Genomic DNA, 26235 nt, shown 5'->3' with positions numbered 1-26235 from the left:
GCCTGGTTAGCATGAAGGGGTTATGCGCCAACAAACTTATTTATATGGAGAAAGTGCCTGTGAATGCAAAACCTGTCGCCTGGCGACTGCTGGCCGTCGGCTGCTGCATGCTGACGGTGAGCGGCCTGGCACGCGCTGACTCGCTGGATGAGCAGCGAAACCGCTATGCACAAATCAAGCAGGCGTGGGATAACAAGCAGATGGACGTCGTGGCGCAGCTGATGCCGGGGCTGAAGGACTATCCTCTCTATCCCTATCTGGAATACCGCCAGATCAACGACGATCTGATGAACCAGCCGGCGATTGCGGTGACCAACTTTGTGCAGGCCAACCCGACGCTGCCACCTGCCCGCAATCTGAAGTCGCGCTTTGTTAACGAGCTGGCGCGCCGGGAGGACTGGCGCGGCCTGTTGGCCTTTAGCCCGGACAAACCGGGAACCACTGAAGCGCAGTGCAACTATTACTACGCCAAATGGAACACCGCCCAGCCCGACGCGGCGTGGGAGGGGGCAAAAACGCTCTGGCTGACCGGCAAGAGCCAGCCCAACGCCTGCGACCGCCTGTTTGGCGCCTGGCGTGCCTCCGGCACACAGGATCCGCTGGCCTTCCTTGAACGCATCCGGCTGGCGATGAAGGCGGGCAATACCAGCCTCGTAACCGTGCTGGCGAACCAGATGCCCAGCGAGTACCAGACCATCTCCAGCGCCATCATCACCCTGGCAAACGATCCCAACAGCGTCCTGGCCTTTGCTCGCACGACCGGTGCGACCGACTTTACCCGGCAGATGGCCCAGGAGGCGTTTGAAAGCGTTGCCCGCCAGGATGTGGAAAACGCGCGCCTGATGATCCCCTCCCTGGCCTCGGCGCAGCAGCTCAATGAGGCTCAAACCCAGGCGCTGCGGGATATCGTCGCCTGGCGGCTGATGGGCAACGACATTACCGAGGAGCAGGCGCGCTGGCGTGACGACGCTATCATGCGCTCCCAGTCAACGACGCTGGTGGAGCGCCGGGTGCGGCTTGCGTTAGGCTCCGGCGATCGTCAGGGACTGAATACCTGGCTGGCTCGCCTGCCGATGGATGCTAAAGAGAAAGACGAGTGGCGCTACTGGCAGGCGGATCTGCTGCTGGAGCGCGGGCGCGAGGAAGAGGCCAATACCATTCTGCGCGATCTCATGAAGCAGCGCGGATTCTATCCGATGGTGGCGGCGCAGCGCCTGGGTGAGGAGTACCAGCTCAAGATCGACAAAGTGTCTGGCGAGCCGGATCCCCAGCTGGTGCAGGGTGCAGAGATGGCGAGGGTACGCGAGCTGATGTACTGGGGCCTCGACAATACCGCGCGCAGCGAGTGGGCCAACCTGGTATCCAGCCGTACGCCGCAGGAGCAGGGGCAGCTGGCGCGCTACGCTTTCGATCGTCAGTGGTGGGATCTGAGCGTGCAGGCAACCATCGCTGGCAAGCTGTGGGATCAGCTCCAGGAGCGCTTCCCGCTGGCCTGGCGCGATCTTTTTGAACGCTACACCAGCGGCAAGGATATTCCCCAGAGCTACGCGATGGCGATTGCCCGCCAGGAGAGCGCCTGGAACCCGAAGGTGCGCTCACCGGTAGGGGCGAGCGGCCTGATGCAGGTGATGCCGGGCACGGCAACGCATACGGTGCAGATGTTCAATATTCCGGGCTACAGCGATCCTTCCCAGCTGCTGGATCCGCAAACCAATATTGATATTGGTACCAGCTACCTGCAGTACGTCTTTAACCAGTTTGGCAACAACCGCATCTTTGCTTCAGCGGCCTATAACGCCGGGCCGGGACGGGTACGGACCTGGCTGGGTAACAGCGCCGGACGAATCGACGCGGTCGCCTTTGTGGAGAGCATCCCTTTCTCGGAGACGCGAGGCTACGTGAAGAACGTGCTGGCCTATGACGCCTACTACCGTTACTTCCTCGGCGGTAAACCGACGCTGCTGACCGCCACGGAGTGGGGCCGCCGTTACTGATCCGGCGGTTTGTGTTATGCTGTTGTACTCGTCAACGAGTATGGCAGCCTAACATGACCCAGCAATCTCCTTATTCAGCAGAAGTAGCCGAACAGCGCCATCAGGAGTGGTTGCGCTTCGTCGAACTGCTCCAGCACGCCTACGGTCAGGATCTGCACCTGCCGCTGCTTAACCTGATGCTTACCCCCGACGAGCGCGAAGCGCTGGGCACGCGAGTACGTATTATTGAAGAGCTTTTACGCGGTGAAATGAGCCAGCGAGAGCTTAAAAACGAGCTGGGTACCGGCATCGCCACTATTACCCGCGGCTCTAACAGCCTGAAGGCCGCTCCGCCGGAGCTGCGGCTGTGGCTGGAACAGGTGCTGCTGAAAGGCTAGCGATATGCCGGGTGGTGAAGCGGGCTAAGGGCCAGGATCACCGCCTGATGGTAGACGCTGCTTCGCGTCAGCACGCCATGGGTGAAGATGCCGATAGCCCCCTCTTTACGTCCAATCTCATCGATGCCGGTGACCTCTGACATCACCGGCCCGAGCGCTTCCCCGGCGCGCACGCGGCTAAGTATTGCCGTCGGCAACGGCAGGGTGGCGGAACGCGCTTCGCCGCGCTGCTCCCGGCTCTCAATCACCACCCAACTAAAGGTGCTGTCCTCATCTATTCCCGCCTCGATGGCCACCCAGAAGTCGGCATCGGGACGCGCCTGACGAGCGTTGATCGCGCGATTACGTGCGCCAGCCCGCGTTTCTGCACTGCCAAGCGGCTGTTCTGGCACGCCGCTCTCGACGGCCACGGACTCGATATGGCAGGATCCCTCGCCGAAAATCTCGCTAAAGGCGTGCAGAATCGCCTTAATTTTGGCGGGATTAGTGGTAGCTGAGACAACATGGTGCATAATCTAAACAACTCAGATAAAAAAATTGTCATCGCAGTATAACGGATAAAAAGCATGTTACAGGTATACCTTGTTCGCCACGGTGAAACGCAGTGGAACGCCGAGCGTCGTATTCAGGGGCAGTCAGACAGTCCGTTGACGGCCAAAGGGGAGCAGCAGGCACGACAGGTGGCCGAACGCGCGAAAGCGCTGGGGATCACCCATGTTATCGCCAGCGATCTGGGCCGCACGCAGCGCACGGCGGAGATTATCGCCGACTACTGCGGGTGTGATATTACGCTGGATGCCCGCCTGCGCGAATTGGATATGGGCGTGCTGGAGCAGCGTCCCATTGAGTCGCTAACCGAAGAGGAGGAGCAGTGGCGCCGCCAGCTGGTCAACGGCACCTCTGATGGTCGGATCCCCGACGGAGAGTCGATGCAGGAGCTGAGCAATCGCATGCACGATGCGCTGGCCACCTGCCTCGAATTGCCGGAGGGCAGCCGTCCGTTGCTGGTTAGCCACGGCATGGCGCTGGGCTGTCTGGTGAGCACCATCCTCGGCCTGCCGGCGTGGGCGGAGCGTCGTCTACGCCTGCGCAACTGCTCTATCTCACGCATCGACTATCAGCAAAGCCCGTGGCTGGCCTCCGGCTGGGTAGTGGAGACGGCGGGGGACGTTTCGCATCTTGACGCCCCCGCGCTGGACGAACTGCAGCGTTAGCGCCGTACAGGAACCAGGTATTCGCAGCGGATATACATCGGCGGCGTCTGGTTCCTGGCTTCGTCACGTGGGAAGAACCGTTCGATATCCAGCCCCTTACGTCGGGTCAGGTTGAGCATCGGCATACAGGTGCCGTAGATAGTTAAGATAAACTGCTGTAGCTCGGTGCCTGGCCCTTCATAGGTAAACATGACATACTCTCCGCTCTGCAACACCAGCGGGAAAGCGCCCTGCAGATGGCCGTTAGCCATATCCGGGGTAACGGCAGTGGTGTAGAACACCTCCTGCTCATCATCCCTCTCCAGGCTAGGGCGCGGCTCATGCAGGCCGTACAGCTCGGCGGGCAGGGTAGGCGAGCTGCCTAAAAACTCACGCCAGAACTGGATCCGCATCTCATGTCGGAAAGCGGAAATCTCCTCCAGCGAACAGCTGTAGCTCTGGGTGATCCCCATCAGCGGTGTTTCTGGCAGGGTAACAAACTCATGTTTTGGCAGGGCGAACTCACCCAGACGCAGCGGGGGACGGATGCCCGACGCGCTCCAGTCAGGGGAGCGGCGGTAGAGCGCGGGCGTCAGGTTAAACTGTTTCTTAAATGCGCGAGTAAAGGTCTGCTGAGAGTCGAAACGATACTGGAGCGCAATATCAAGGATCGGACGGGCGGTCAGGCGCAGCGCCACGGCGGATTTCGAGAGTCGCCGCGCGCGGATATAGGCCCCAATCGCCAGACCAGTGACGTCCTTGAACATTCTTTGCAGATGCCACTTGGAATAACCTGCTTTGATCGCCACATTATTCAGGGCCAGCGGCTGATCGAGATGATCCTCCAGCCAGTTGAGTAGATCGCGAATAATCCCAGCCTGATCCATACAGTGTCCTCATCCTTAAAACAGTCGTACCCGATAGCAGGGCTGTGCGAATAATACCATTCCCTGCTATTTTAGCATTCAGTGTTTTTTTTGAGTAAGCGTGCGCTTTAGGCCATTAAGACGCAAAAAAATTTTAATTACCTGAATCCTAACCGTTTATTTTAGCGGGCAAAATAGTAACACAACGTAATATTCAAAGATGGTAACAATATGAAATACAAGTGCTTAGCAGTAGTCTTTGCGCTGGGCCTCGCTGGCCAGGCCGCACAGGCTGAAGAGATTGGGTCGGTTGATACCGTCTTTAAAGTCTTCGGACCGGATCACAAAATCGTGGTTGAAGCCTTTGACGATCCCGATGTGAAAAATGTGACATGCTATATCAGCCGGGCAAAAACGGGCGGTATTAAGGGCGGGTTAGGGCTGGCCGAAGATACCTCTGATGCAGCTATCTCCTGTCAGCAGGTAGGGCCGATTGAGCTGAGCGAGAAGGTGAAAAGCGGGAAGGCCCAGGGAGACGTAGTGTTCCAGAAACGCACCTCGCTGGTCTTTAAGAAGCTACAGGTAGTGCGCTTCTACGACGCAAAACGCAACACGCTGGCCTACCTTGCGTACTCCGATAAGGTCGTTGAAGGTTCGCCGAAAAACGCATTAAGCGCCGTGCCGATTATGCCGTGGCATTAATGTGTGACCGTAGGCCGGGCAAACGCAGTGCCGCCCGGCATTACAGTGACTAAGCCTTACTCCTGCAGATCGCCGCAGAAGCGGTAGCCTTCACCGTGAATAGTAGCGATGATCTCCGGCGTATCCGGCGTCGATTCGAAATGCTTACGAATACGGCGGATAGTCACGTCAACGGTACGATCGTGCGGCTTCAGCTCGCGACCGGTCATCTTTTTCAGCAGGTCGGCGCGCGTCTGGATCTTGCCCGGGTTCTCGCAGAAGTGCAGCATGGCGCGAAACTCGCTGCGTGGCAGCTTGTACTGCTCACCGTTCGGGCTGACCAGCGAGCGGCTGTTGATATCCAGCTCCCAGCCGTTAAATTTGTAGCTCTCTACGCTGCGGCGCTCTTCGCTTACCGTGCCCAGATTCATGGTACGGGAGAGAAGATTGCGTGCGCGGATGGTCAGCTCGCGTGGGTTAAAGGGTTTGGTGATGTAATCGTCCGCGCCAATCTCGAGGCCGAGGATCTTATCGACTTCGTTATCACGGCCTGTCAGGAACATCAGGGCGACATCAGCCTGTTCGCGCAGCTCACGCGCCAGCAGCAGGCCATTTTTGCCCGGCAGGTTGATATCCATGATCACCAGGTTGATATCGTTATCAGAAAGAATCTGATGCATTTCAGCGCCATCAGTCGCTTCAAAGACATCGTATCCTTCTGCTTCGAAAATGCTCTTCAGCGTGTTGCGAGTAACTAACTCGTCTTCAACAATAAGAATGTGCGGGGTCTGCATGTTTGCTACCTAAATTGCCAACTAAATCGAAACAGGAAGTACAAAAGTCCCTGACCTGCCTGATGCATGTCGCAAATTAACATGAACGGCGTAACATGACTAAAGTACGTAATGGCGTTCTTGATGCACTTTCCATCAACGTCAACAACATCATTAGCTTGGTCGTGGGCACATACTCCCTCTGGACCCGACAGTGTCAAAAACGGTTGTCATCCTACCCATTTTAACAGCAACATAACAGGTTAAGACGCACCGGACACCCAATAAAACTACGGTTCGTTGACATATATCAAGTTCAATTGTAGCACGTTAACAGTTTGATGAAATCATCGCATCTTATTACTAGCGTTTGTAACATCTTTTCAATAAACAGGTAGTTACAGGCGTTAATTAATAAATTTGCTGAATCCACTAACGGATCGCGATCTCCATACGGATTATCATGATTAAACATAGGGATAATCCTGTTCTGTTAACATACTGGCAGCTAATTAACCCAGTAAACAGTGTAGTAATGTTTAAGCTTTCCCTGAAGCAAATTCAGTGATTTCTGTTACGTTTTTGTAAATTTGTGATGCGTAATAACTTGATGTTGATTGTCTTTCTACCCCGTTAAGGGGCAAACCAGAGAGTAACCCATGCGTGTATCAATAGTGTTAGTTTCACCCGCCAGGCCTGAGAACGTCGGCGCGGCGGCCCGGGCCATGAAGACTATGGGCTTTAGCGACCTACGCATTGTGGACAGCGAGGCGCACCGGCAGGAGAGCGCGCGCTGGGTTGCTCACGGCTCCGGTGATGTTATTGATAACGCAACGGTTTTCCCTACCCTGGCCGCTGCGCTCGCCGACGTCGATTTTACGGTTGCCACTACCGCCCGCAGCCGGGCAAAGTTTCACTACTATGCCACGCCCGCGGAACTGGTGCCGCTACTTGAGGAGAAGCGCCAGTGGATGAGCCATGCTGCGATGGTATTTGGCCGGGAAGATTCAGGCTTAACCAACGACGAACTGGCCCTCGCCGATATCCTTACCGGCGTGCCGATGGTCGCCGACTATCCATCGTTGAATCTCGGCCAGGCGGTGATGGTCTACTGCTACCAGTTAGCATCGTTAATGCAACAGCGAAGTGAGCCGGTGGTGGCCCAAGGCGAAGCGCAACTTAAGGCGCTGCGTCTGCGAGCGCGATCGTTACTCGGTAAGCTGGAGGTGGGGGATGACGTAAAACTGGCCGACTGGCTGGAACAGCGGCTGGGTCTGTTTGAGCAGCGGGATACGGCAATGCTGCATCGTTTGCTGCACGATATCGAAAAAAAACTTGCAGAATAAAATGCTGTCATAGTTTTTTGTTATGGTCAAAGAGGCTGATATTGCTTTTGCTGACGGTAAGAGTGCGGAGAAAAGTGCGGTCAACGCAGCGCGACCTGCGCAGGTGATGAAAAGGGCAAAAAGCAGAAATTCATTGACTCAGGCAGGGATATACTTTAACCGTATAGCTATACAAGACAGACAGATAAAATTACAGAGCACACAACATCCATGAATCGCATCAGCACGCTGACAATTATTACCACCACCACCATTACCACAGGTAACGGTGCGGGCTGACGCGTACAGGAAACACAGAAAAAAGCCCGCACCTGAACAGTGCGGGCTTTTTTTTCGAGCAAAAATCAAGGGGTAATACCATGCGAGTGTTGAAGTTCGGCGGTACGTCAGTGGCAAATGCAGAACGTTTTCTGCGTGTTGCCGAAATTCTGGAGAGCAATGCCAGGCAGGGGCAGGTTGCGACCGTGCTGTCTGCCCCGGCCAAAATTACCAACCACCTGGTGGCGATGATTGAGAAGACCATCGGTGGCCAGGATGCCGTACCTAACATCAGCGACGCAGAGCACATTTTTGCCGACCTGCTTGCAGGCCTGGCCGAGGTTCAGCCCGGTTTCCCCCTTGTCCGGCTGAAACAGCAGGTTGAGCAAGAGTTCGCACAAATTAAACACGTTCTGCATGGGATCGCCCTGCTGGGCCAGTGCCCGGACAGCATCAACGCCGCCATCATCTGTCGGGGAGAAAAACTCTCCATCGCCATTATGGCCGGACTGCTGGAGGCCAGAGGGCACAAGGTCTCGGTTATCGATCCGGTGGAAAAACTGCTCGCCGTAGGCCACTATCTCGAATCCACCGTTGATATCGCCGAATCTACCCGCCGCATCGCCGCCAGCCAGATCCCCACAGACCATATGATCCTGATGGCAGGGTTCACCGCCGGCAATGAGAAGGGTGAGCTGGTGGTGCTGGGGCGTAACGGCTCTGACTACTCTGCCGCCGTGCTGGCTGCCTGCCTGCGCGCCGACTGCTGTGAAATCTGGACCGACGTTGACGGCGTCTACACCTGCGATCCGCGCCAGGTACCCGATGCCCGACTGCTGAAGTCAATGTCCTACCAGGAGGCGATGGAGCTATCCTACTTCGGTGCTAAGGTGCTGCACCCGCGTACCATTACCCCTATCGCCCAGTTCCAGATCCCCTGCCTGATTAAAAATACCGGTAACCCGCAGGCACCCGGTACGCTGATTGGCGCCACCTCCGACGACGACGGCCTGCCGGTTAAGGGGATTTCTAACCTCAATAACATGGCGATGTTCAGCGTCTCCGGCCCCGGCATGAAAGGGATGGTCGGGATGGCGGCGCGGGTATTTGCCGCCATGTCGCGCGCCGGGATCTCGGTGGTGCTGATTACCCAATCCTCATCCGAATACAGCATCAGCTTCTGCGTGCCGCAGGCCGACTGCGCCCGTGCGCGCCGGGCGCTGGGAGATGAGTTCTATCTCGAGTTAAAAGAGGGGCTGCTGGAGCCGCTGGCGGTGATGGAGCGACTGGCGATTATCTCCGTCGTTGGTGACGGCATGCGTACCCTGCGCGGCATTTCGGCAAAATTCTTCGCCGCGCTGGCGCGCGCCAATATCAACATCGTGGCGATTGCCCAAGGCTCCTCCGAGCGCTCAATCTCGGTGGTGGTGAGCAACGATGACGCCACCACTGGCGTACGTGTTACCCATCAGATGCTGTTCAATACCGACCAGGTGATTGAGGTATTCGTGATTGGCGTCGGCGGCGTTGGCGGCGCGCTGCTGGATCAGCTCAAGCGTCAGCAGAGCTGGCTGAAGGGCAAGCATATCGATCTACGGGTCTGCGGCGTGGCAAACTCAAAGGCGCTGCTGACCAACGTACACGGCCTGAACCTTGAGAACTGGCAGGCAGAGCTGGCGGAGGCGAAAGAGCCGTTCAATCTGGGCCGTCTGATCCGCCTGGTAAAAGAGTATCATCTGCTTAATCCGGTGATCGTTGACTGTACCTCCAACCAGGCGGTGGCCGATCAGTACGCCGACTTCCTGCGTGAAGGCTTCCACGTGGTCACCCCAAACAAGAAAGCCAACACCTCGTCAATGGACTACTACCACCAGCTGCGCCACGCCGCCGCCGGGTCGCGTCGTAAGTTCCTCTACGACACTAACGTTGGGGCAGGGCTGCCGGTCATTGAAAACCTGCAAAACCTGCTTAACGCCGGGGATGAATTACAGCGTTTCTCCGGGATCCTGTCCGGGTCACTCTCCTTTATTTTCGGTAAGCTGGATGAAGGGATGAGCCTCTCTGAGGCGACCGGCATCGCCCGGGATCTGGGCTATACCGAGCCGGATCCACGAGACGATCTCTCCGGCATGGACGTAGCGCGCAAGCTGCTGATCCTCGCCCGTGAGACGGGGCGCGAACTGGAGCTGACCGATATCGTAATCGAGCCGGTGCTGCCGGCAAGCTTTGACGACAGCGGCGATGTAAGCAGCTTTATGGCCCGTCTGCCGCAGCTTGACGACGCCTTTGCCGCTCGGGTAGCAAAAGCGCGCGATGAGGGCAAAGTTCTGCGCTACGTCGGCAATATCGAAGAGGATGGCGTCTGTCGGGTGAAGATCGCCGAGGTGGACGGCAACGATCCACTCTATAAAGTGAAAAACGGTGAGAACGCGCTGGCGTTTTACAGCCACTACTATCAACCGCTGCCGCTGGTGTTGCGCGGTTACGGTGCAGGCAACGATGTGACGGCGGCAGGCGTTTTTGCCGATCTGCTGCGCACCCTCTCATGGAAGTTAGGAGTTTAACATGGTGAAAGTGTATGCCCCGGCCTCCAGCGCCAATATGAGCGTTGGCTTCGATGTGCTTGGGGCGGCGGTCACGCCGGTTGATGGTTCCCTGCTGGGCGACGTGGTGACGGTGGAGACGGACGAGCGTTTTAGTCTGCACAACGTGGGACGCTTTGCGGATAAGCTCCCCCCGGAACCGCGGGAAAATATTGTCTATCAGTGCTGGGAACGTTTCTGCCAGGAGGTAGGTAAAACGATCCCGGTGGCGATGACGCTGGAAAAAAATATGCCGATTGGCTCGGGTTTAGGCTCGAGCGCCTGCTCCGTGGTCGCTGCGCTAGTGGCGATGAACGAGCACTGCGGCAAGCCGCTCAACGATACGCGCCTGCTGGCGCTGATGGGCGAGCTGGAGGGGCGGATCTCCGGCAGCATTCATTACGATAACGTGGCTCCCTGTTTCCTCGGCGGCATGCAGCTGATGATCGAAGAGAACGGCATTATTAGCCAGCAGGTGCCAGGCTTTGATGAGTGGCTGTGGGTGCTGGCCTACCCGGGGATCAAGGTCTCCACGGCAGAGGCGCGCGCGATTTTACCCGCGCAGTACCGCCGCCAGGACTGCATCGCCCACGGGCGGCATCTGGCCGGGTTTATTCATGCCTGCTACTCTCGTCAGCCGCAGCTGGCCGCGAAGCTGATGAAAGACGTGATTGCCGAGCCGTACCGCGCCCGCCTGCTGCCGGGCTTTAAAGAGGCGCGTCAGGCGGTAGCAGAGATTGGCGCGCTGGCGAGCGGTATCTCCGGGTCGGGGCCGACGCTGTTCGCGCTCTGCGACAAGCCGGACACCGCGCAGCGCGTAGCAGACTGGCTGGGTAAACACTATCTGCAGAATCAGGAAGGCTTTGTTCATATTTGCCGGCTGGATACAGCGGGCGCACGCGTACTGGGATAATTAATGAAACTCTACAACCTTAAAGATCACAACGAGCAGGTCTCCTTTGCCCAGGCGGTAACGCAGGGGCTGGGCAAACAGCAGGGACTTTTCTTCCCGCACGATCTGCCCGAGTTTAACCTGACTGAAATCGACGAGATGCTGGAGCAGGATTTCGTCAGCCGTAGCGCAAAGATCCTGGCAGCCTTTATTGGGGATGAGATCCCGCAGGAGCTGCTGGAAGAGCGCGTGCGCACGGCGTTTACCTTCCCGGCACCGGTGAGCAAAGTTGAAGATGACATCGGCTGCCTGGAACTGTTCCACGGTCCGACGCTGGCGTTTAAAGACTTCGGCGGCCGCTTTATGGCGCAGATGCTGACCCATATCAGCGGCGATAAGCCGGTGACTATTCTCACCGCGACCTCCGGTGATACCGGCGCAGCCGTGGCTCACGCCTTCTACGGCCTGAAAAACGTGCGCGTGGTGATCCTCTATCCGCAGGGTAAAATCAGCCCGCTGCAGGAGAAACTGTTCTGCACCCTGGGTGGCAACATCGAGACGGTCGCTATCGACGGCGATTTTGACGCCTGCCAGGCGCTGGTCAAGCAAGCCTTTGATGATGAAGAGCTGAAGCAGAAGCTAGGGTTGAACTCGGCAAACTCGATCAACATCAGCCGCCTGCTGGCGCAGATTTGCTACTACTTCGAAGCGGTAGCGCAGCTGCCACAGGAAGCGCGTAACCAGCTGGTGATCTCCGTACCGAGCGGTAACTTTGGCGATCTCACCGCTGGCCTGCTGGCAAAATCGCTGGGCCTGCCGGTGAAGCGCTTTATTGCCGCCACCAACGCCAACGACACCGTGCCGCGCTTCCTGAAAGCAGGAGAGTGGAGCCCGAACGCGACCCTGGCGACCCTCTCCAACGCCATGGATGTCAGCCAGCCGAACAACTGGCCGCGCGTGGAGGAGCTGTTCCGCCGTAAGATCTGGCGTCTGAACGAACTGGGCTATGCTGCCATCGATGACGACGTGACCAAAGCCACCATGCTGGAGCTGAAAGAGAAGGGATACCTCTCCGAGCCGCACGCGGCGGTGGCCTACCGCGCGCTGCGCGACCAGCTGAATCCGGGCGAGTACGGCCTGTTCCTCGGTACTGCACATCCGGCGAAGTTTAAAGAGAGCGTCGAAGCGATCCTTGGCGATACGCTGGATCTGCCCGCCGCGCTGGCGGAGCGTGCGGATCTGCCGCTGCTCTCCCACAGCCTGCCGGCTGACTTCGCCGCCCTGCGCGAGCTGATGATGCAAAAAGCGTAAGCGTATCTCCCATCCTGTAGGCCCGGTAAGGCGTCGCCGCCACCGGGCTTTTTTACATTCAAATGTGTAGGAAAAAAGGAGAAATATTGCAGAGAAAAAGCAGAAATTCCCAATAAATGCGGTAACTTACAGATTAGGATTGCAGAGAATAACAACGCGATAACGAATTACGTAATCTTCTTACATCAGCCCACAACGGGCCAAAAAAAGAAGTAAGGAGTTACCCATGTTGAAGCCCATTTTAAAACCTCTGATCCTCGCCCTCTCCATGCTGGCCGTTGCTCCGATGGCGGCTCAGGCAGCAGAGCTTACCCTACTGCCGTCGGTGAAACTGCAGATTGGCGATCGCGACAACAGCGGTAACTACTGGGACGGCGGCCACTGGCGTGACCACGGCTACTGGAAAAAGCACTACGAGTGGCGAGAGAACCGCTGGCAGCCGCATCGTCCGGACCGTCGTGACTTTCATCACGATAACGGCCGCCATCTGGGCCATGGCCCAGACCGTCACCATCACTGATAACAGCTGCGACGCGGGCGCGCTTAGCGCTCGCGACGCTTAAAGACCAGCTCGTTCTTTTTCGACGTCTCTTCATCAAAGACGTAGCCATCCACATCAAACGCCTTGAGCTGCTCCGGCGTGGTCAGGCGGTTTTCAATAATGTAGCGGCTCATTAGCCCGCGCGCTTTCTTGGCATAGAAACTGATCACCTTAAAGGTGCCGTTTTTCTCATCAAGGAAGACTGGCTTGACGATCTCGCCGTCGAGCTGCTTCGGCTTCACCGCCCGGAAATACTCATCCGAGGCCAGGTTAACGATAATGTTATCCCCCTGAGCCGCCAGCGCCTCGTTGAGCGTTTGAGTAATCGTGTCCCCCCAGAACTGATAGAGATCGCTGCCTTTCGGATTTTGCAGGCGAATACCCATCTCCAGACGGTAGGGCTGCATCAGGTCGAGCGGACGCAGCACGCCGTAGAGACCTGAGAGCATCCGCAGGTGCTGCTGGGCGAAGGTAAAATCGTCGTCGCTGAAGGTCTCAGCCTGCATACCGGCATAGACATCGCCCTTAAAGGCCAGAATTGCCTGACGTGCATTGTCAGGGGTGAAGTCCGGCTGCCAGTCGTGAAAGCGGGTCGCATTAAGATCGGCCAGCTTATCGCTGATGCCCATCAGGGTTTTGATTTGCGGCGCGGAGAGCTGGCGGGCAACGTCAATCAGCTGCTGGGAATGGTCCAGCAGCACCGGCTGCGTATAGCGCTGGGTTGCCAGCGGGCTTTGGTAATCCAGCGTCTTGGCCGGAGAGATCAGGATCAGCATGTCCACTCCTCTGGGAAAATTTGCGCAGACTTTGGCAAAAAACGGACTTTAGCAAAAAAAGCGCCTGCGTTGATCGATAGTTGTGATTGCCATCCTAACGGTCCTGTAGGTTATCCCACGCGCCGGGAGCCAGCTGACGTTGGATCTCCGGGTAGCGTTGAGGGTTAAACACCGGCCGTACCCCCAGCCTGCGCTGGCGCAGATAGTCATTGGCGATGATGCGCACCACCGGCGACAGCAGCAGGATGGCGCTGAGGTTAACAATCGCCATCAGCGCCATTATCACGTCCGCCAGCTGCCAGACCATCGGCAGGCTGAGCAGCGATCCGGTTATCACCATCAGCAGCGTACCGACACGCAGCAGCCAGAGGTTACGTGCATTGTGCAGGCGCAGAAAGATCAGGTTGTTTTCGGCATAGATGTAGTTCACCACGATGGTGGTGATGGCAAACAGCAGGGTGATCACGGCGACAAATCCGGCGGCCCAGCTGCCGGTCAGAGAGACCATCGCCAGCTGCACCAGCTCAATACCGTTTAGCGTGGTAGGGACCGCCGACTTGTTGGCCAGCAGGACGATGAGCGCGCTGGCGGTACAGACGATGATGGTATCGGTAAAAACACCAATCATCTGCACAATCCCCTGCGCGGCTGGGTGCGGAGGCCAGGATGCCGCCGCCGCCGCCGCATTGGGGGTCGTGCCCATGCCCGCCTCGTTCGACATCATGCCACGCTGAAAGCCGCTGGTCAGCGCCTGGCTGACGGTGTAGCCGAGCGCGCCCGCTGCCGCCTCGTGCCAGCCGAAGGCGCAGCGGAAGATGGCGTTGACGATGCCGGGCAGCTGTTCAACGTGCCAGGCGCTGATCAGCAGGCTGGCGAGCACCCACACCAGCGTCATAGCCGGAACCAACCACTGCATTATTCGGGCGACGTCACGAATGCCGCGCATAATTAGCAGCAGGGTAGTGATTGCTAAAAGTATGCCGCTGAGCAGCTCCGGTATTCCCCAGGCGTAGCGCAGGGCATGAGCCACAGCGTTGGACTGGACGGTGTTGAAAATAAGGCCATAGATCAGCAGCAGGAAGAGGGCGAATACAATGCCCATCCAGCGCATGCCCAGACCGCGAGTGATGTACCAGGCGGGGCCGCCGCGAAACTGGTTATGCTCGTCACGCTCTTTATAGAGCTGTGCCAGCGCGCATTCGGCAAAGGCGGTCGCCATGCCGATCAGCGCGGAGACCCACATCCAGAACACTGCGCCCGGCCCGCCAGCGGAGACCGCCAGCGCCACGCCCGCCAGGTTGCCGCTGCCGACGCGGGCAGCGAGGCTGATACAGAGCGCCTGGAACGAGGTCAGCCCGCCAGGCTGGGGCGTCACGCTGTTTTTCAGACTTTTGCCGACGTGGCGAAGATAGCGAAACTGAATAAATCCCGTACGTACGGTAAACCAGATCCCTGCCCCAATAAGCAGGTAGATCATCACCGAACCCCAGAGTATTTCATTGATAAACAGGAAAAAATCTGGCATTCACATTCCTCTTGTTCATGCCGCTAAGCTAGTGTAAACGCTGCCATTTTCAGGCGGCGCTACGCGTTGTTGAGCGAGTTTACCATACTCCAGGATAGGGCACTGTCTACGGTTGCGCTGGCAGTGCGTCGTGATATCATCAGGGAAGACCGGTTACATCCCCCTAACACGCTGTTTAAAGAGAAACGCAATTATGACGGATAAATTGACCTCCCTGCGTCAGTTCACCACCGTGGTGGCCGACACTGGAGACATTGCGGCAATGAAGCTGTATCAGCCGCAGGATGCTACAACCAACCCTTCTCTGATCCTGAACGCCGCCCAGATCCCCGAATACCGCAAGCTGATTGACGACGCCGTGACTTGGGCAAAAAGCCAGAGCAGCGACCGCGCGCAGCAGATCGTTGACGCCTCCGATAAACTGGCGGTGAACATCGGTCTGGAGATCCTCAAGCTGGTGCCGGGCCGTATCTCTACTGAAGTAGACGCACGTCTCTCCTATGACACTGAAGGCTCCATTGCCAAAGCCAAGCGCCTGATCAAGCTCTACAACGACGCAGGCATCAGCAACGATCGTATCCTCATCAAGCTGGCCTCCACCTGGCAGGGCATTCGTGCCGCTGAGCAGCTGGAGAAAGAGGGCATCAACTGTAACCTGACCCTGCTGTTCTCCTTCGCCCAGGCGCGCGCCTGTGCTGAAGCGGGCGTGTTCCTGATTTCGCCGTTCGTGGGCCGTATCCTTGACTGGTACAAATCTAATACCGACAAGAAAGAGTACGCGGCCTCTGAAGATCCGGGCGTCGTCTCCGTGACCGAAATCTATGAATACTACAAGCAGCACGGCTATGAGACCGTCGTCATGGGCGCAAGCTTCCGTAACGTCGGTGAAATCATTGAGCTGGCAGGCTGTGACCGCCTGACTATCGCCCCTGCGCTGCTGAAAGAGCTGGCAGAGAGTGAAGGTACGGTAGAGCGTAAGCTCTCCTTCAGCGGTGAAGTGAAAGCGCGTCCGGAGCGTATCACCGAAGCCGAGTTCCTGTGGGAGCATAACCAGGATCCGATGGCCGTAGACAAGCTGGCGGACGGTATCCGCAAGTTTGCCGTTGACCAGGGTAAACTGGAAACCATGATCGGCGATCTGCTGTAATCCTTCTGCGTGGCCGGGTCTCCGGTCACGCTACTCCTTTTCGATCCTGTCTGTTGTTCCTCTCTGCGTGTATCATTCCCGTATCGATATTGTTTGAACGGAAATGCTATGAATACATTACGCATCGGCTTAGTCTCAGTCTCCGACCGCGCCTCCAGCGGCGTCTATCAGGATAAAGGTATTCCTGCCCTTGAAGCCTGGCTGGCCTCCGCCCTTACTACCCCTTTTACTATCGAAACCCGTCTTATTCCGGACGAGCAGGCAATCATTGAGCAGACGCTGTGCGAGCTAGTGGATGAGATGAGCTGCCATCTGGTCCTGACCACCGGCGGCACGGGACCAGCACGCCGGGACGTCACGCCCGACGCGACGCTTGCCGTTGCCGATCGCCAGATGCCGGGCTTTGGGGAGCAGATGCGGCAGATCAGCCTGCACTTTGTGCCCACCGCGATCCTGTCGCGCCAGGTAGGGGTGATCCGCAAGCAGGCACTGATCCTCAATCTGCCGGGCCAGCCGAAATCGATCCAGGAGACGCTGGAAGGCGTTAAAGAGAGTGATGGCAAGGTCGTTGTGCCTGGTATCTTTGCCAGCGTACCGTATTGTTTACAGCTGCTTGAAGGGCCTTATGTGGAAACTAATCCAGACGTGGTAGCAGCTTTTCGGCCTAAGAGCGCGAGGCGTGAAACAATCTCCTGAAAAAAACGCTTTTTTAGTATAAGCCGTGCAGGGTGTGGCGTATTGATATTTTTACGATATAGTAATTTTAACTTTACATAAGCCGTAGAAATATATTCATTCACCCCCTCTTTGCACAGAGTTCGCTATGTCTGAAATCGCACGCCCGCTGAATCGCCAGGATTATAAAACGCTCTCGCTCGCTGCCCTTGGCGGCGCGCTGGAGTTTTACGATTTCATTATCTTCGTCTTCTTTGCCGCCGTTGTCGGTGCGCTGTTCTTCCCGGCAGATATTCCCGAGTGGCTGCGTCAGGTCCAGACCTTCGGCATCTTTGCCGCAGGTTATCTGGCGCGCCCGCTGGGCGGCATTATCATGGCGCACTTTGGCGATCTGGTTGGGCGTAAAAAGATGTTTACCCTGAGCATTTTGCTGATGGCGGTGCCAACGCTGGCGATTGGCCTGCTGCCGACCTATGCCTCCATTGGTATTGCCGCGCCGCTGCTCCTGCTGCTCATGCGTCTTTTACAGGGGGCGGCGATCGGTGGCGAGGTGCCGGGCGCATGGGTTTTTGTTGCTGAACACGTGCCTGCCCGCCGGATCGGCATCGCCTGCGGTACCCTGACGGCGGGGTTGACCGTAGGCATCCTGCTGGGATCGGTGGTTGCCACGGTGGTGAATCGCACCATGACCCCGGAGATGTTGCACGAATTTGGCTGGCGCATTCCGTTCCTGCTCGGCGGCGCGTTTGGTCTGGTGGCGATGTACCTGCGCCGCTGGCTGCAGGAGACGCCGATCTTCCTGGAGATGCAGCAGCGTAAAGCCCTGGCCCAGGAGCTGCCGGTGAAGGCGGTGGTGGTAAAGCATAAGAAGGCGGTGGCGATCTCAATGCTGCTCACCTGGCTGCTCTCCGCCTGTATCGTGGTGGTGATCCTGATGTCGCCGGTGTGGCTGCAAAAGCAGTACGGCCTTGCCCCGGCGCTGACCCTGCAGGCTAACAGCGTGGCCACCATCATGCTCTGCATCGGCTGCCTGCTGGCCGGGCTGTCGGCCGATCGCTTCGGGGCGAGCAGAACCTTTATCGTTGGTAGCATTCTGTTGGCTTGCACCAGCGGTATTTTCTATCACTTCGCCGGTACGCACCCGGAGTACCTCTCTCTACTCTATGGCCTGGCGGGGCTGGGTGTCGGGGTAGTAGGGGCGGTGCCCTACGTCATGGTGCGGGCCTTTCCGGCCGAAGTGCGTTTTACCGGGATCTCCTTCTCCTACAACGTCTCTTACGCCATCTTTGGCGGACTGACGCCGATTGCTGTCACCCTGCTGATGGGCGTCTCGCCGCTGGCCCCGGCCTGGTACGTGCTGGCCCTGGCGCTGGTGGGATTAGGGTTAGGGATCTGGCTGCGGCAGGATCTGAACTATGATGATGTAGTAGAAGAGTCGTTACAACATTCTTGAGTGTTTAAGCCCGGCAAACGCATGCGCCGCCGGGCTTTATCATTAGATCCTTTCGCCAATCGGCAATACGGTACGACCGTACTGCTCATTCAGCACTTCACCCATTGCCAGATAGATTGCGCTTGCGCCGCAGACCAGGCCAACCCAGCCCGCGATGTGGACAATGCTTTCGTTATCCGCCAGGTGTCCCACGCACAGCAGCGCAAACAGCACCGTCAGGCTCAGGAACACGAACTGCAATACGCGCGCGCCTTTCAGCGTGCCGAAGAACATAAACAGGGTAAAGACGCCCCAGATACCCAGGTAGACGCCGAGGAAGTGGCCGTTGGCCGCCTCTGCCAGACCCATTTTCGGCATAAGCAGGATCGCGACCAGCGTCAGCCAGAAGGAGCCGTAAGAGGTAAAGGCGGTTAAGCCAAAGGTATTGCCTTTTTTATATTCCAGCAGCCCGGCAAAAATTTGCGCGATGCCGCCGTAGAAGATGCCCATTGCCAGGATAACGCCATCCAGTGGGAACATGCCAATATTGTGCAGGTTAAGCAGAATAGTGGTCATGCCGAAGCCCATTAAGCCCAGCGGAGCCGGATTAGCCAACTTAGTGTCGCCCATAAATCCCCAAAAAATCATCATAAAAATGGTGAAAGTAAAGGCCCCGCCAAAGGATAGTGAAGGCGGGGCGCGGCATCATAATGAGCGGCAATGACGCTGTCTATGATCTGAACAGGGTGAAATGAAATAATTTTTTGGCAGAGGGGATCAGGTCTGTGCAACGGCGTTCATCCGCCGCAGGCAGGCAATCTGTAACACGGCGGGAATGGTGACCCGATAGGCACTGCCGCTCACGGCCTTAACACTGTTAAACGCCGCTCCCACCGGGCCGCCAAGCCCGGCTCCGCGTACCAGCCCATGACCGATAACACTGATGGCTGCATGGGTGCGCAGAATGCGGGCCAGCTGGCTGGAGAGCAGATGAGAGACACCTTTCGCCAAGGCGGGATCTTCAAGCAGCAGCGGCAGCAGCTCTTCAAGCTCAGACACTTTTGCCTCGACCGCCTGCAGAAATTCCTGCTTTTGTTCGGCATCCATCTTCTGCCAGGCGTTACGCAAAAAGTGGGTCAGCAGCGCCTGCTCAATTTCAAAGGTTGTGCTCTCTTTATCCGCCTTAAGCTTTAGCCGTTTCGTCACGTCCAGCAGAATGGTGCGGTAGAGCTTGCCATGACCGCGAAGTCTGTTGGCGATGCTGTCGCCGCCGTAATGCTGTAGCTCGCCAGCGATCAGCCGCCAGTTGCAGCGATGCTGCTCAGGGTGACCCTCCATCGACCTGAACAGCTCATTGCGCTGCAGGGAACCCGACAGGCGAGCCTTTCCTTTATCATTATGGGTAAGTAAACGAGTCAGCTCGGCCAGCTGCTCTTCGCTGCAGTGCCGAAGAAAGTCTAAATCCTCGTCGTTTAGATATCTGATCTCCATTGTCTTCTCTTTGCTGGATTAATGGTCCTTTGCCAGCCTCCATAATAACCTTATAAACAGAGGGTTAATGAAACTAATCTTTTCTTTTTATTGCATTTTTACTTTGAATTATTTTCTCTTCTTAATTGGTTGAGTGAATGTGTTATGTGAAGAGAGGTAAAACGAAAAAAAATTTTTCGGCCCCGCCCCTTGATGCGTTGCGTTACGTCCCCATCTTGTAGTCAACCGAAGTGGTGAGTCTGAAAAAAAACAGATCGGGGCAGTTGAAACCGCACGTTTCGCCCCTATTACAGATTCACAACCACATGATGAACAAATTTTTAGTGGAGACGTTTAGATGGGTAAAATTATTGGTATCGACCTGGGTACTACCAACTCTTGTGTAGCGATTATGGATGGCACCACTGCACGTGTGCTGGAGAACGCCGAAGGCGATCGCACCACGCCGTCAATCATTGCTTATACCCAGGACGGTGAAACTCTGGTGGGTCAACCGGCTAAACGTCAGGCAGTGACAAACCCGCAAAACACCCTGTTTGCGATTAAACGCCTGATCGGTCGCCGCTTCCAGGACGAAGAAGTACAGCGTGATGAGGCCATCATGCCGTATAAAATTATCGGTGCTGACAACGGCGACGCATGGATCGATGTGAAGGGCCAGAAAATGGCGCCGCCGCAGATCTCTGCTGAAGTGCTGAAGAAAATGAAGAAAACGGCTGAAGATTACCTGGGCGAACCAGTAACTGAAGCGGTTATCACCGTACCTGCATACTTCAACGATGCTCAGCGTCAGGCAACTAAAGATGCTGGCCGTATCGCGGGTCTGGAAGTCAAACGTATCATCAACGAACCGACCGCTGCTGCGCTGGCTTATGGTCTGGATAAAGAAGTAGGCAACCGTACCATCGCGGTATATGACCTCGGCGGCGGTACTTTCGATATCTCTATTATCGAAATCGACGAAGTTGATGGTGAGAAAACCTTCGAAGTGCTGGCAACCAACGGTGATACTCACCTGGGTGGTGAAGACTTCGACAGCCGCATGATCAACTACCTCGTTGATGAATTTAAGAAAGATCAGGGCATCGACCTGCGTAACGACCCGCTGGCGATGCAGCGCCTGAAAGAAGCCGCAGAGAAAGCAAAAATTGAGCTTTCTTCTGCTCAGCAGACCGACGTGAACCTGCCGTATATCACCGCAGACGCGACCGGTCCGAAACACATGAACATTAAAGTGACCCGTGCGAAACTGGAAAGCCTGGTAGAAGACCTGGTGAACCGTTCTATCGAGCCGCTGAAGGTTGCGCTGCAGGATGCGGGTCTCTCTGTCTCTGATATTCAGGATGTCATCCTGGTCGGTGGTCAGACGCGTATGCCGATGGTGCAGAAGAAAGTTGCTGAGTTCTTTGGTAAAGAGCCGCGTAAAGACGTTAACCCGGATGAAGCAGTGGCAATTGGTGCTGCGGTTCAGGGCGGCGTGCTGACCGGTGATGTAAAAGACGTTCTGCTGCTCGACGTAACTCCGCTCTCCCTGGGTATCGAAACCATGGGTGGCGTGATGACTGCGCTGATCAACAAGAACACCACTATCCCGACCAAGCACAGCCAGGTGTTCTCTACTGCGGAAGATAACCAGTCTGCGGTAACCATCCATGTGCTGCAGGGTGAACGTAAACGTGCAGGCGATAACAAATCGCTGGGCCAGTTCAACCTCGACGGTATTAACCCGGCACCGCGCGGCATGCCGCAGATCGAAGTGACCTTCGACATTGACGCCGACGGTATTCTGCACGTCTCCGCAAAAGACAAAAACAGCGGTAAAGAGCAGAAGATCACTATCAAAGCCTCTTCTGGCCTCAACGAAGATGAGATCCAGAAAATGGTTCAGGATGCGGAAGCTAACGCCGAGTCTGACCGTAAGTTTGAAGAGCTGGTTCAGACCCGCAACCAGGGTGACCACCTGCTGCACAGCACCCGTAAGCAGGTTACGGAAGCAGGCGATCAGCTGCCGGCTGACGACAAAACTGCTATCGAGTCTGCACTGAGCGCGCTGGAAACCTCGCTGAAAGGCGAAGACAAAGCCGATATCGAAGCGAAAATGCAGGCGCTGGCGCAGGTTTCCCAGAAGCTGATGGAGATCGCTCAGCAGCAGCACGCCCAGCAGCAGGCCGGCGGCGCTGACGCTTCTGCGAACAACGCGAAAGATGACGACGTAGTCGACGCTGAGTTCGAAGAAGTTAAAGATAAAAAATAATCGCCCTGATGTAGGGTAGAAAACCAGCACGGGCGTAGAGGTTTCCTCTCCGCCCGTGCTCGCATGTTAGGGGCAGATAACCAAATGGCAAAGCAAGATTACTACGAGATTTTAGGCGTTCCGAAAAGTGCGGAAGAGCGTGAAATCAAAAAGGCCTATAAGCGTCTGGCGATGAAGTATCACCCGGACCGTAACCAGGGCGATAAAGAGGCCGAAGCCAAATTTAAAGAGATTAAAGAAGCGTACGAAGTTCTGACCGACGCGCAGAAGCGTGCGGCCTACGATCAGTACGGCCACGCCGCGTTTGAGCAGGGCGGCATGGGCGGCGGCGGCGGTTTTGGTGGCGGCGGCGCTGACTTTAGCGATATCTTTGGCGACGTGTTCGGCGATATCTTTGGCGGTGGTCGCGGTCGCCAGCGCGCAGCGCGTGGAGCAGACCTGCGCTACAACATGGAGCTGACTCTGGAAGAGGCCGTTCGCGGCGTCACCAAAGAGATCCGCATCCCGACGCTGGAAGAGTGCGACATCTGTCATGGCAGCGGTGCGAAAGCGGGTACCCAGCCGCAGACCTGTCCAACCTGTCACGGCTCCGGCCAGGTGCAGATGCGCCAGGGCTTCTTTGCGGTTCAGCAGACCTGTCCGCACTGTCAGGGGCGCGGTACGCTGATCAAAGATCCGTGCAACAAGTGCCACGGTCACGGCCGCGTTGAGAAGAGCAAAACCCTGTCGGTGAAGATCCCGGCAGGCGTCGATACCGGCGACCGTATCCGCCTCTCTGGCGAGGGGGAAGCAGGGGAGCACGGCGCACCGGCAGGCGATCTGTACGTTCAGGTACAGGTGAAGCAGCACCCGATTTTCGAGCGTGAAGGTAACAACCTTTACTGCGAAGTGCCGATCAACTTTGCCATGGCGGCGCTGGGCGGTGAGATTGAGGTTCCGACGCTGGACGGTCGTGTTAACCTGAAGGTCCCGAGCGAAACCCAAACCGGCAAGCTGTTCCGCATGCGCGGTAAGGGCGTGAAATCGGTACGCGGTGGCGCGCAGGGCGACCTGCTGTGCCGCGTGGTGGTTGAGACGCCGGTTGGCCTCAACGAGAAGCAGAAGCAGCTGCTGAAGGATCTTCAGGAGAGCTTCGGTGGTCCAACGGGCGAACATAACAGCCCGCGCTCCAAAAGCTTCTTCGACGGCGTAAAGAAGTTCTTTGACGACCTGACGCGCTAAGCACTAGCGTCTGCGTTCATTAAAGCCTGGGGTTACTCCCAGGCTTTTTCATTATTTCTGTCCCCTGGCGATCGAGGCGGTTAAACTGTTTCAGACGATTAGTAAATTATACAGAAGGAGCCGTTGTGAAACATTTGCGCCGCTTTATCAACAGCGATGCGTCCGGGGGTGTGACGCTCATCGTTGCCGCTCTGCTGGCGATGCTTTGCGCCAATCTTGGTGCCACTAAAGAGATTTATAATACTTTCCTTGAGCTGCCGGTGCAGTTCAGGGCCGGGCCGCTCGACATCAATAAAAACATGCTGCTGTTTATTAACGATGCGCTGATGGCCGTCTTCTTCCTGCTGGTCGGCCTTGAGGTGAAGCGCGAACTGGTACAGGGCGCGCTGGCTAGCCGCCATCAGGCGATGTTCCCGGTCATTGCTGCCCTGGGCGGCATGGTTGTTCCGGCGCTAATTTTCCTGCTGTTTAACGCTCACGATCCGGTGGTCAGCCATGGCTGGGCGATCCCTACCGCGACCGATATCGCCTTTGCGCTGGGCGTGCTGGCGTTGCTGGGTAGTCGCATTCCGCCAGCTCTGAAGATCTTCCTGATGGCGCTGGCGATTATCGATGACCTGGGTGCCATCATTATTATCGCGCTGTTCTATACCAGCGAGCTGTCAATGGTGTCGCTGGGCGTCGCCGCGCTGGCGGTAGTAGTGTTGGCGATAATGAATGCTCTTAACGTACGGCGCACTGGACTCTATATTCTGGTAGGCCTGGTGCTCTGGACCGCGGTACTGAAGTCGGGCGTGCATGCCACCATCGCCGGGGTGATCCTTGGGTTCTTTATCCCACTGACGAAAGAAGAGGGCGTATCACCTTCCCGCCAGCTGGAGCATGTGCTTCATCCATGGGTCGGCTGGCTGATCCTGCCGCTGTTCGCCTTTGCTAATGCAGGAGTCCCGCTGCAGGGCGTAACGCTGAGCGGGCTGGCCTCAATGCTGCCGCTGGGGATTATTGCCGGGCTGCTTATCGGCAAGCCGCTGGGTATTACCCTCTTTACCTGGCTGGCGCTGCGTCTGGGACTGGCAAAGCTGCCGCATGGCGCGCAGTTTAACCAGATCATGGCCGTTGGCGTGCTGTGCGGCATCGGCTTCACGATGTCTATCTTTATCACTAACCTGGCGTTTGACGGTATCGATCCCGAGCTGGTGGACTGGGCGAAGCTGGGTATCCTGACCGGTTCGTTATTGTCGGCGGTGATTGGCTATACGCTGCTACGGGCGCGTTTTAAAGTGCCAGCGGTTGCATAGTCCATAGTCCAGACGTAAAAAAACCCGCCTTGGCGGGTTTTTTTAACAAAGCTCAACGGGTGGCGATTAAGCCATTTTGTTGATCTGCGCGGTCAGGTTAGCCTTATGGCGCGCTGCTTTGTTTTTGTGGACCAGACCTTTAGCGGCCTGACGATCCACGATCGGTTGCATTTCGTTAAATGCTTTCTGTGCAGCTGCTTTGTCGCCAGCTTCAATCGCTGCGTATACTTTCTTGATGAAAGTACGCATCATAGAGCGACGGCTTGCGTTGTGCTTGCGTGCCTTTTCAGACTGAACGGCGCGCTTCTTAGCTGATTTGATATTAGCCAAGGTCCAACTCCCAAATATGATCTATGTGGACAATTCAAAGGCCGAGGAATATGCCCTTTCAGCCTTCTTTTGTCAATGGATTTGTGCAAATAAGCGGCGCTACGTTGCGACGCTCGTTACGTGTGATGGCGCAAGATTCTACCAGCTTGCTGGTGATGAATACAGCCTTTCTACGACAAAAATCGCTGTGAAACACGAGTTTTTCTTAATGCAGGCAGACAGCGCGATGAAATCCTTAGCGCTTTCTGTTTTACGAAGCCAATCGCCGGTTAACCTTAAACGCTGTACAAGGTATACTCGGACGATTTTCACTGTTTTGAGCCAGAGATGAAGCTGATACGCGGCATACATAACCTCAGCCAGGCCCCGCAAGGGTGTGTGCTGACTATTGGTAATTTTGACGGCGTGCACCGGGGGCATCAGGCGCTGCTACGCTGCCTGAATGCAGAGGGGCGCAAGCGCGGCCTGCCGGTGGTAGTGATGATGTTTGAACCGCAGCCGCTAGAGCTGTTTGCTGGCGATAAAGCCCCGGCCCGTCTGACGCGCCTGCGTGAAAAGCTGCGCTACCTGGCCGAGTGCGGCGTTGACTACGTGCTCTGCGTGCGTTTCGATCGCCGCTTTGCTGCCCTGACGGCGCAGAACTTTGTCAGCGACCTGCTGGTGGATCGCCTGGGCGTGCGCTTTCTTGCCGTCGGCGACGATTTCCGCTTTGGTGCTGGTCGGCAGGGCGATTTCTTGTTATTACAGAAGGCTGGCCTGGAGTATGGCTTTGACGTCACCAGTACCCAAACCTTCTGCGAAGGCGGCGTGCGCATCAGCAGCACGGCGGTGCGCCAGGCGCTGGCAGAGGACGACCTGCCGCTTGCCGAGAGCCTGCTGGGGCATCCATTCTCCATCTCCGGCCGCGTCGTGCATGGCGATGCGCTGGGACGCACCATCGGCTTCCCGACGGCAAACGTTCCGCTGCGCCGTCAGGTCTCCCCGGTAAAAGGGGTCTATGCGGTGGAAGTGATGGGTCTGGGCGATAAGCCGCTGCCCGGCGTGGCCAACATTGGTACCCGCCCCACGGTCAAAGGCGTGCGCCAGCAGCTGGAAGTCCATCTGCTGGACGTTGTAATGGACCTTTATGGCCGCCATATAGAAGTAGTGCTGCGAAAAAAGATCCGCAGCGAAAAGCGATTTGCCTCGCTGGATGAGCTGAAGGCGCAAATTGCCAAAGATGAGTTAACCGCCCGCGAGTTATTTGGGTTATCAAACCTGGCGTAATGGCTA

Annotated in this window: 25 protein-coding genes, 2 pseudogenes and 1 other annotated feature; of the genes and pseudogenes, 19 read left to right on the top strand and 8 right to left on the bottom strand. The window is 56.8% G+C overall.

All coding sequences use genetic code 11. The annotated features are described in order from the left end of the window. Positions 1–59: 59 nt before the first annotated feature. Entirely contained in the window at positions 60–1994 is a 1935-nt protein-coding gene (gene sltY, locus RTN40_RS07710) for a murein transglycosylase (protein ID WP_409418516.1), read from the top strand. Between the two features lie 53 nt (positions 1995–2047). Then, positions 2048–2371, top strand: coding sequence for a trp operon repressor (trpR, locus tag RTN40_RS07705; RefSeq protein WP_312227953.1), 324 nt, complete (start codon positions 2048–2050; stop codon positions 2369–2371). Here trpR and yjjX read toward each other — a convergent pair. Beyond that, positions 2368–2883: an inosine/xanthosine triphosphatase gene (gene yjjX / locus RTN40_RS07700; RefSeq protein ID WP_312227952.1), complete on the bottom strand. Its 516-nt coding sequence runs from the start codon at positions 2881–2883 to the stop codon at positions 2368–2370. The genes trpR and yjjX overlap by 4 nt on opposite strands. Positions 2884–2937: 54 nt before the next feature. Here yjjX and gpmB point away from each other — a divergent pair, with 54 nt between their 5' ends. Continuing rightward, positions 2938–3585, top strand: a complete 648-nt coding sequence (gene gpmB / locus RTN40_RS07695) for a 2,3-diphosphoglycerate-dependent phosphoglycerate mutase GpmB (protein ID WP_312227951.1) — start codon at positions 2938–2940, stop codon at positions 3583–3585. On the opposite strand, the gene robA is transcribed toward gpmB, so the two are convergent. Continuing rightward, positions 3582–4451, bottom strand: a complete 870-nt coding sequence (robA, locus tag RTN40_RS07690; RefSeq protein ID WP_312227950.1) for an MDR efflux pump AcrAB transcriptional activator RobA — start codon at positions 4449–4451, stop codon at positions 3582–3584. The genes gpmB and robA overlap by 4 nt on opposite strands. Before the next feature lie 210 nt (positions 4452–4661). Between robA and creA the strand changes: the two genes are divergently transcribed. Continuing rightward, positions 4662–5132, top strand: coding sequence for a protein CreA (gene creA / locus RTN40_RS07685; protein ID WP_312227949.1), 471 nt, complete (start codon positions 4662–4664; stop codon positions 5130–5132). Between the two features lie 56 nt (positions 5133–5188). On the opposite strand, the gene arcA is transcribed toward creA, so the two are convergent. Continuing rightward, on the bottom strand, positions 5189–5905 hold the full coding sequence (gene arcA, locus RTN40_RS07680; RefSeq protein ID WP_312227948.1) for a two-component system response regulator ArcA: 717 nt from the start codon (positions 5903–5905) through the stop codon (positions 5189–5191). Between the two features lie 95 nt (positions 5906–6000). Between arcA and yjjY the strand changes: the two are divergent. The 7 genes and pseudogenes from yjjY (at position 6001) to RTN40_RS07645 (ending at position 12793) form a co-directional block, all read left to right on the top strand. Continuing rightward, positions 6001–6143, top strand: a pseudogene (gene yjjY, locus RTN40_RS07675) (protein YjjY). A gap of 400 nt (positions 6144–6543) precedes the next feature. Beyond that, positions 6544–7230: a tRNA/rRNA methyltransferase gene (locus RTN40_RS07670; protein ID WP_312227947.1), complete on the top strand. Its 687-nt coding sequence runs from the start codon at positions 6544–6546 to the stop codon at positions 7228–7230. Positions 7231–7440: 210 nt separating this feature from the next. Beyond that, positions 7441–7509, top strand: a complete 69-nt coding sequence (thrL, locus tag RTN40_RS07665; protein WP_103818806.1) for a thr operon leader peptide — start codon at positions 7441–7443, stop codon at positions 7507–7509. Beyond that, positions 7448–7565 (top strand) — a sequence feature (Thr leader region). It overlaps the preceding gene by 62 nt. A 24-nt stretch (positions 7566–7589) precedes the next feature. Then, positions 7590–10052: a bifunctional aspartate kinase/homoserine dehydrogenase I gene (thrA, locus tag RTN40_RS07660; protein WP_312227946.1), complete on the top strand. Its 2463-nt coding sequence runs from the start codon at positions 7590–7592 to the stop codon at positions 10050–10052. A gap of 1 nt (position 10053) precedes the next feature. Beyond that, positions 10054–10983: a homoserine kinase gene (gene thrB, locus RTN40_RS07655; RefSeq protein WP_312227945.1), complete on the top strand. Its 930-nt coding sequence runs from the start codon at positions 10054–10056 to the stop codon at positions 10981–10983. Between the two features lie 3 nt (positions 10984–10986). After that, positions 10987–12273, top strand: a complete 1287-nt coding sequence (gene thrC, locus RTN40_RS07650; RefSeq protein WP_312227944.1) for a threonine synthase — start codon at positions 10987–10989, stop codon at positions 12271–12273. A gap of 226 nt (positions 12274–12499) precedes the next feature. Next, the gene (locus RTN40_RS07645; RefSeq protein ID WP_312227943.1) at positions 12500–12793 is read left to right on the top strand and encodes a DUF2502 domain-containing protein; all 294 of its coding nucleotides are present in this window, start codon (positions 12500–12502) and stop codon (positions 12791–12793) included. Between the two features lie 23 nt (positions 12794–12816). Here the strand turns inward: RTN40_RS07645 and yaaA are convergent, their stop codons facing one another. Both yaaA and RTN40_RS07635 read right to left on the bottom strand, forming a co-directional pair. After that, positions 12817–13590 carry a peroxide stress protein YaaA gene (yaaA, locus tag RTN40_RS07640; protein ID WP_312227942.1) on the bottom strand — a complete coding sequence of 258 codons (774 nt, stop codon included), beginning with the start codon at positions 13588–13590 and terminating at the stop codon, positions 12817–12819. A gap of 94 nt (positions 13591–13684) precedes the next feature. Next, a complete protein-coding gene (locus RTN40_RS07635; RefSeq protein WP_312227941.1) occupies positions 13685–15115 on the bottom strand; it encodes a sodium:alanine symporter family protein in 1431 nt (476 codons plus the stop codon). A gap of 193 nt (positions 15116–15308) precedes the next feature. Here RTN40_RS07635 and tal point away from each other — a divergent pair, with 193 nt between their 5' ends. From tal to RTN40_RS07620, 3 genes are all read left to right on the top strand, one after another. After that, positions 15309–16262: a transaldolase gene (gene tal / locus RTN40_RS07630; protein WP_103818494.1), complete on the top strand. Its 954-nt coding sequence runs from the start codon at positions 15309–15311 to the stop codon at positions 16260–16262. Positions 16263–16370: 108 nt separating this feature from the next. Then, on the top strand, positions 16371–16958 hold the full coding sequence (gene mog / locus RTN40_RS07625) for a molybdopterin adenylyltransferase (RefSeq protein WP_312227940.1): 588 nt from the start codon (positions 16371–16373) through the stop codon (positions 16956–16958). Positions 16959–17085: 127 nt separating this feature from the next. Then, complete coding sequence (locus RTN40_RS07620; RefSeq protein WP_312227939.1) at positions 17086–18390, top strand: MFS transporter; 1305 nt, start codon at positions 17086–17088, stop codon at positions 18388–18390. Between the two features lie 42 nt (positions 18391–18432). On the opposite strand, the gene satP is transcribed toward RTN40_RS07620, so the two are convergent. Further along, positions 18433–18999: an acetate uptake transporter gene (gene satP, locus RTN40_RS07615; RefSeq protein WP_312227938.1), complete on the bottom strand. Its 567-nt coding sequence runs from the start codon at positions 18997–18999 to the stop codon at positions 18433–18435. 147 nt (positions 19000–19146) lie between these two features. Next, complete coding sequence (gene msyB / locus RTN40_RS07610; RefSeq protein WP_312227937.1) at positions 19147–19860, bottom strand: acidic protein MsyB; 714 nt, start codon at positions 19858–19860, stop codon at positions 19147–19149. A 337-nt stretch (positions 19861–20197) separates the two neighbouring features. Between msyB and dnaK the strand changes: the two genes are divergently transcribed. The 3 genes from dnaK to nhaA all read left to right on the top strand — a co-directional run bounded on the left by dnaK (position 20198) and on the right by nhaA (position 24633). Further along, positions 20198–22114: a molecular chaperone DnaK gene (gene dnaK, locus RTN40_RS07605; RefSeq protein WP_312227936.1), complete on the top strand. Its 1917-nt coding sequence runs from the start codon at positions 20198–20200 to the stop codon at positions 22112–22114. A gap of 84 nt (positions 22115–22198) precedes the next feature. Next, the gene (gene dnaJ / locus RTN40_RS07600; RefSeq protein ID WP_312227935.1) at positions 22199–23335 is read left to right on the top strand and encodes a molecular chaperone DnaJ; all 1137 of its coding nucleotides are present in this window, start codon (positions 22199–22201) and stop codon (positions 23333–23335) included. Positions 23336–23460: 125 nt separating this feature from the next. Continuing rightward, entirely contained in the window at positions 23461–24633 is a 1173-nt protein-coding gene (gene nhaA, locus RTN40_RS07595) for a Na+/H+ antiporter NhaA (protein ID WP_312227934.1), read from the top strand. A gap of 66 nt (positions 24634–24699) precedes the next feature. Here the strand turns inward: nhaA and rpsT are convergent, their stop codons facing one another. After that, positions 24700–24963, bottom strand: coding sequence for a 30S ribosomal protein S20 (gene rpsT, locus RTN40_RS07590; protein ID WP_312227933.1), 264 nt, complete (start codon positions 24961–24963; stop codon positions 24700–24702). Between the two features lie 79 nt (positions 24964–25042). Between rpsT and RTN40_RS07585 the strand changes: the two are divergent. Both RTN40_RS07585 and ribF read left to right on the top strand, forming a co-directional pair. Next, positions 25043–25283, top strand: a pseudogene (locus RTN40_RS07585) (DUF2575 domain-containing protein). Between the two features lie 7 nt (positions 25284–25290). Then, the gene (ribF, locus tag RTN40_RS07580; RefSeq protein ID WP_312227932.1) at positions 25291–26229 is read left to right on the top strand and encodes a bifunctional riboflavin kinase/FAD synthetase; all 939 of its coding nucleotides are present in this window, start codon (positions 25291–25293) and stop codon (positions 26227–26229) included. Positions 26230–26235 lie beyond the last annotated feature (6 nt).

It is taken from the genome of Pseudescherichia sp., assembly GCF_031987975.1.
In the GTDB taxonomy this organism is placed as follows: Bacteria; Pseudomonadota; Gammaproteobacteria; order Enterobacterales; family Enterobacteriaceae; genus Pseudescherichia.
The sequence above is the reverse complement of the archived record's forward strand: the minus strand, read 5'-3'. Positions and strand labels throughout refer to the sequence as shown.

What these genes read in the sequence shown, in the direction of transcription:
- trpR (WP_312227953.1), top strand. Translation starts at nt 2,048, where the DNA reads ATGACCCAGCAATCTCCTTATTCAGCAGAAGTAGCCGAACAGCGCCAT.
- yjjX (WP_312227952.1), bottom strand. Translation starts at nt 2,883, where the DNA reads ATGCACCATGTTGTCTCAGCTACCACTAATCCCGCCAAAATTAAGGCG.
- gpmB (WP_312227951.1), top strand. Translation starts at nt 2,938, where the DNA reads ATGTTACAGGTATACCTTGTTCGCCACGGTGAAACGCAGTGGAACGCC.
- robA (WP_312227950.1), bottom strand. Translation starts at nt 4,451, where the DNA reads ATGGATCAGGCTGGGATTATTCGCGATCTACTCAACTGGCTGGAGGAT.
- creA (WP_312227949.1), top strand. Translation starts at nt 4,662, where the DNA reads ATGAAATACAAGTGCTTAGCAGTAGTCTTTGCGCTGGGCCTCGCTGGC.
- arcA (WP_312227948.1), bottom strand. Translation starts at nt 5,905, where the DNA reads ATGCAGACCCCGCACATTCTTATTGTTGAAGACGAGTTAGTTACTCGC.
- RTN40_RS07670 (WP_312227947.1), top strand. Translation starts at nt 6,544, where the DNA reads ATGCGTGTATCAATAGTGTTAGTTTCACCCGCCAGGCCTGAGAACGTC.
- thrA (WP_312227946.1), top strand. Translation starts at nt 7,590, where the DNA reads ATGCGAGTGTTGAAGTTCGGCGGTACGTCAGTGGCAAATGCAGAACGT.
- thrB (WP_312227945.1), top strand. Translation starts at nt 10,054, where the DNA reads ATGGTGAAAGTGTATGCCCCGGCCTCCAGCGCCAATATGAGCGTTGGC.
- thrC (WP_312227944.1), top strand. Translation starts at nt 10,987, where the DNA reads ATGAAACTCTACAACCTTAAAGATCACAACGAGCAGGTCTCCTTTGCC.
- RTN40_RS07645 (WP_312227943.1), top strand. Translation starts at nt 12,500, where the DNA reads ATGTTGAAGCCCATTTTAAAACCTCTGATCCTCGCCCTCTCCATGCTG.
- yaaA (WP_312227942.1), bottom strand. Translation starts at nt 13,590, where the DNA reads ATGCTGATCCTGATCTCTCCGGCCAAGACGCTGGATTACCAAAGCCCG.
- RTN40_RS07635 (WP_312227941.1), bottom strand. Translation starts at nt 15,115, where the DNA reads ATGCCAGATTTTTTCCTGTTTATCAATGAAATACTCTGGGGTTCGGTG.
- tal (WP_103818494.1), top strand. Translation starts at nt 15,309, where the DNA reads ATGACGGATAAATTGACCTCCCTGCGTCAGTTCACCACCGTGGTGGCC.
- mog (WP_312227940.1), top strand. Translation starts at nt 16,371, where the DNA reads ATGAATACATTACGCATCGGCTTAGTCTCAGTCTCCGACCGCGCCTCC.
- RTN40_RS07620 (WP_312227939.1), top strand. Translation starts at nt 17,086, where the DNA reads ATGTCTGAAATCGCACGCCCGCTGAATCGCCAGGATTATAAAACGCTC.
- satP (WP_312227938.1), bottom strand. Translation starts at nt 18,999, where the DNA reads ATGGGCGACACTAAGTTGGCTAATCCGGCTCCGCTGGGCTTAATGGGC.
- msyB (WP_312227937.1), bottom strand. Translation starts at nt 19,860, where the DNA reads ATGGAGATCAGATATCTAAACGACGAGGATTTAGACTTTCTTCGGCAC.
- dnaK (WP_312227936.1), top strand. Translation starts at nt 20,198, where the DNA reads ATGGGTAAAATTATTGGTATCGACCTGGGTACTACCAACTCTTGTGTA.
- dnaJ (WP_312227935.1), top strand. Translation starts at nt 22,199, where the DNA reads ATGGCAAAGCAAGATTACTACGAGATTTTAGGCGTTCCGAAAAGTGCG.
- ribF (WP_312227932.1), top strand. Translation starts at nt 25,291, where the DNA reads ATGAAGCTGATACGCGGCATACATAACCTCAGCCAGGCCCCGCAAGGG.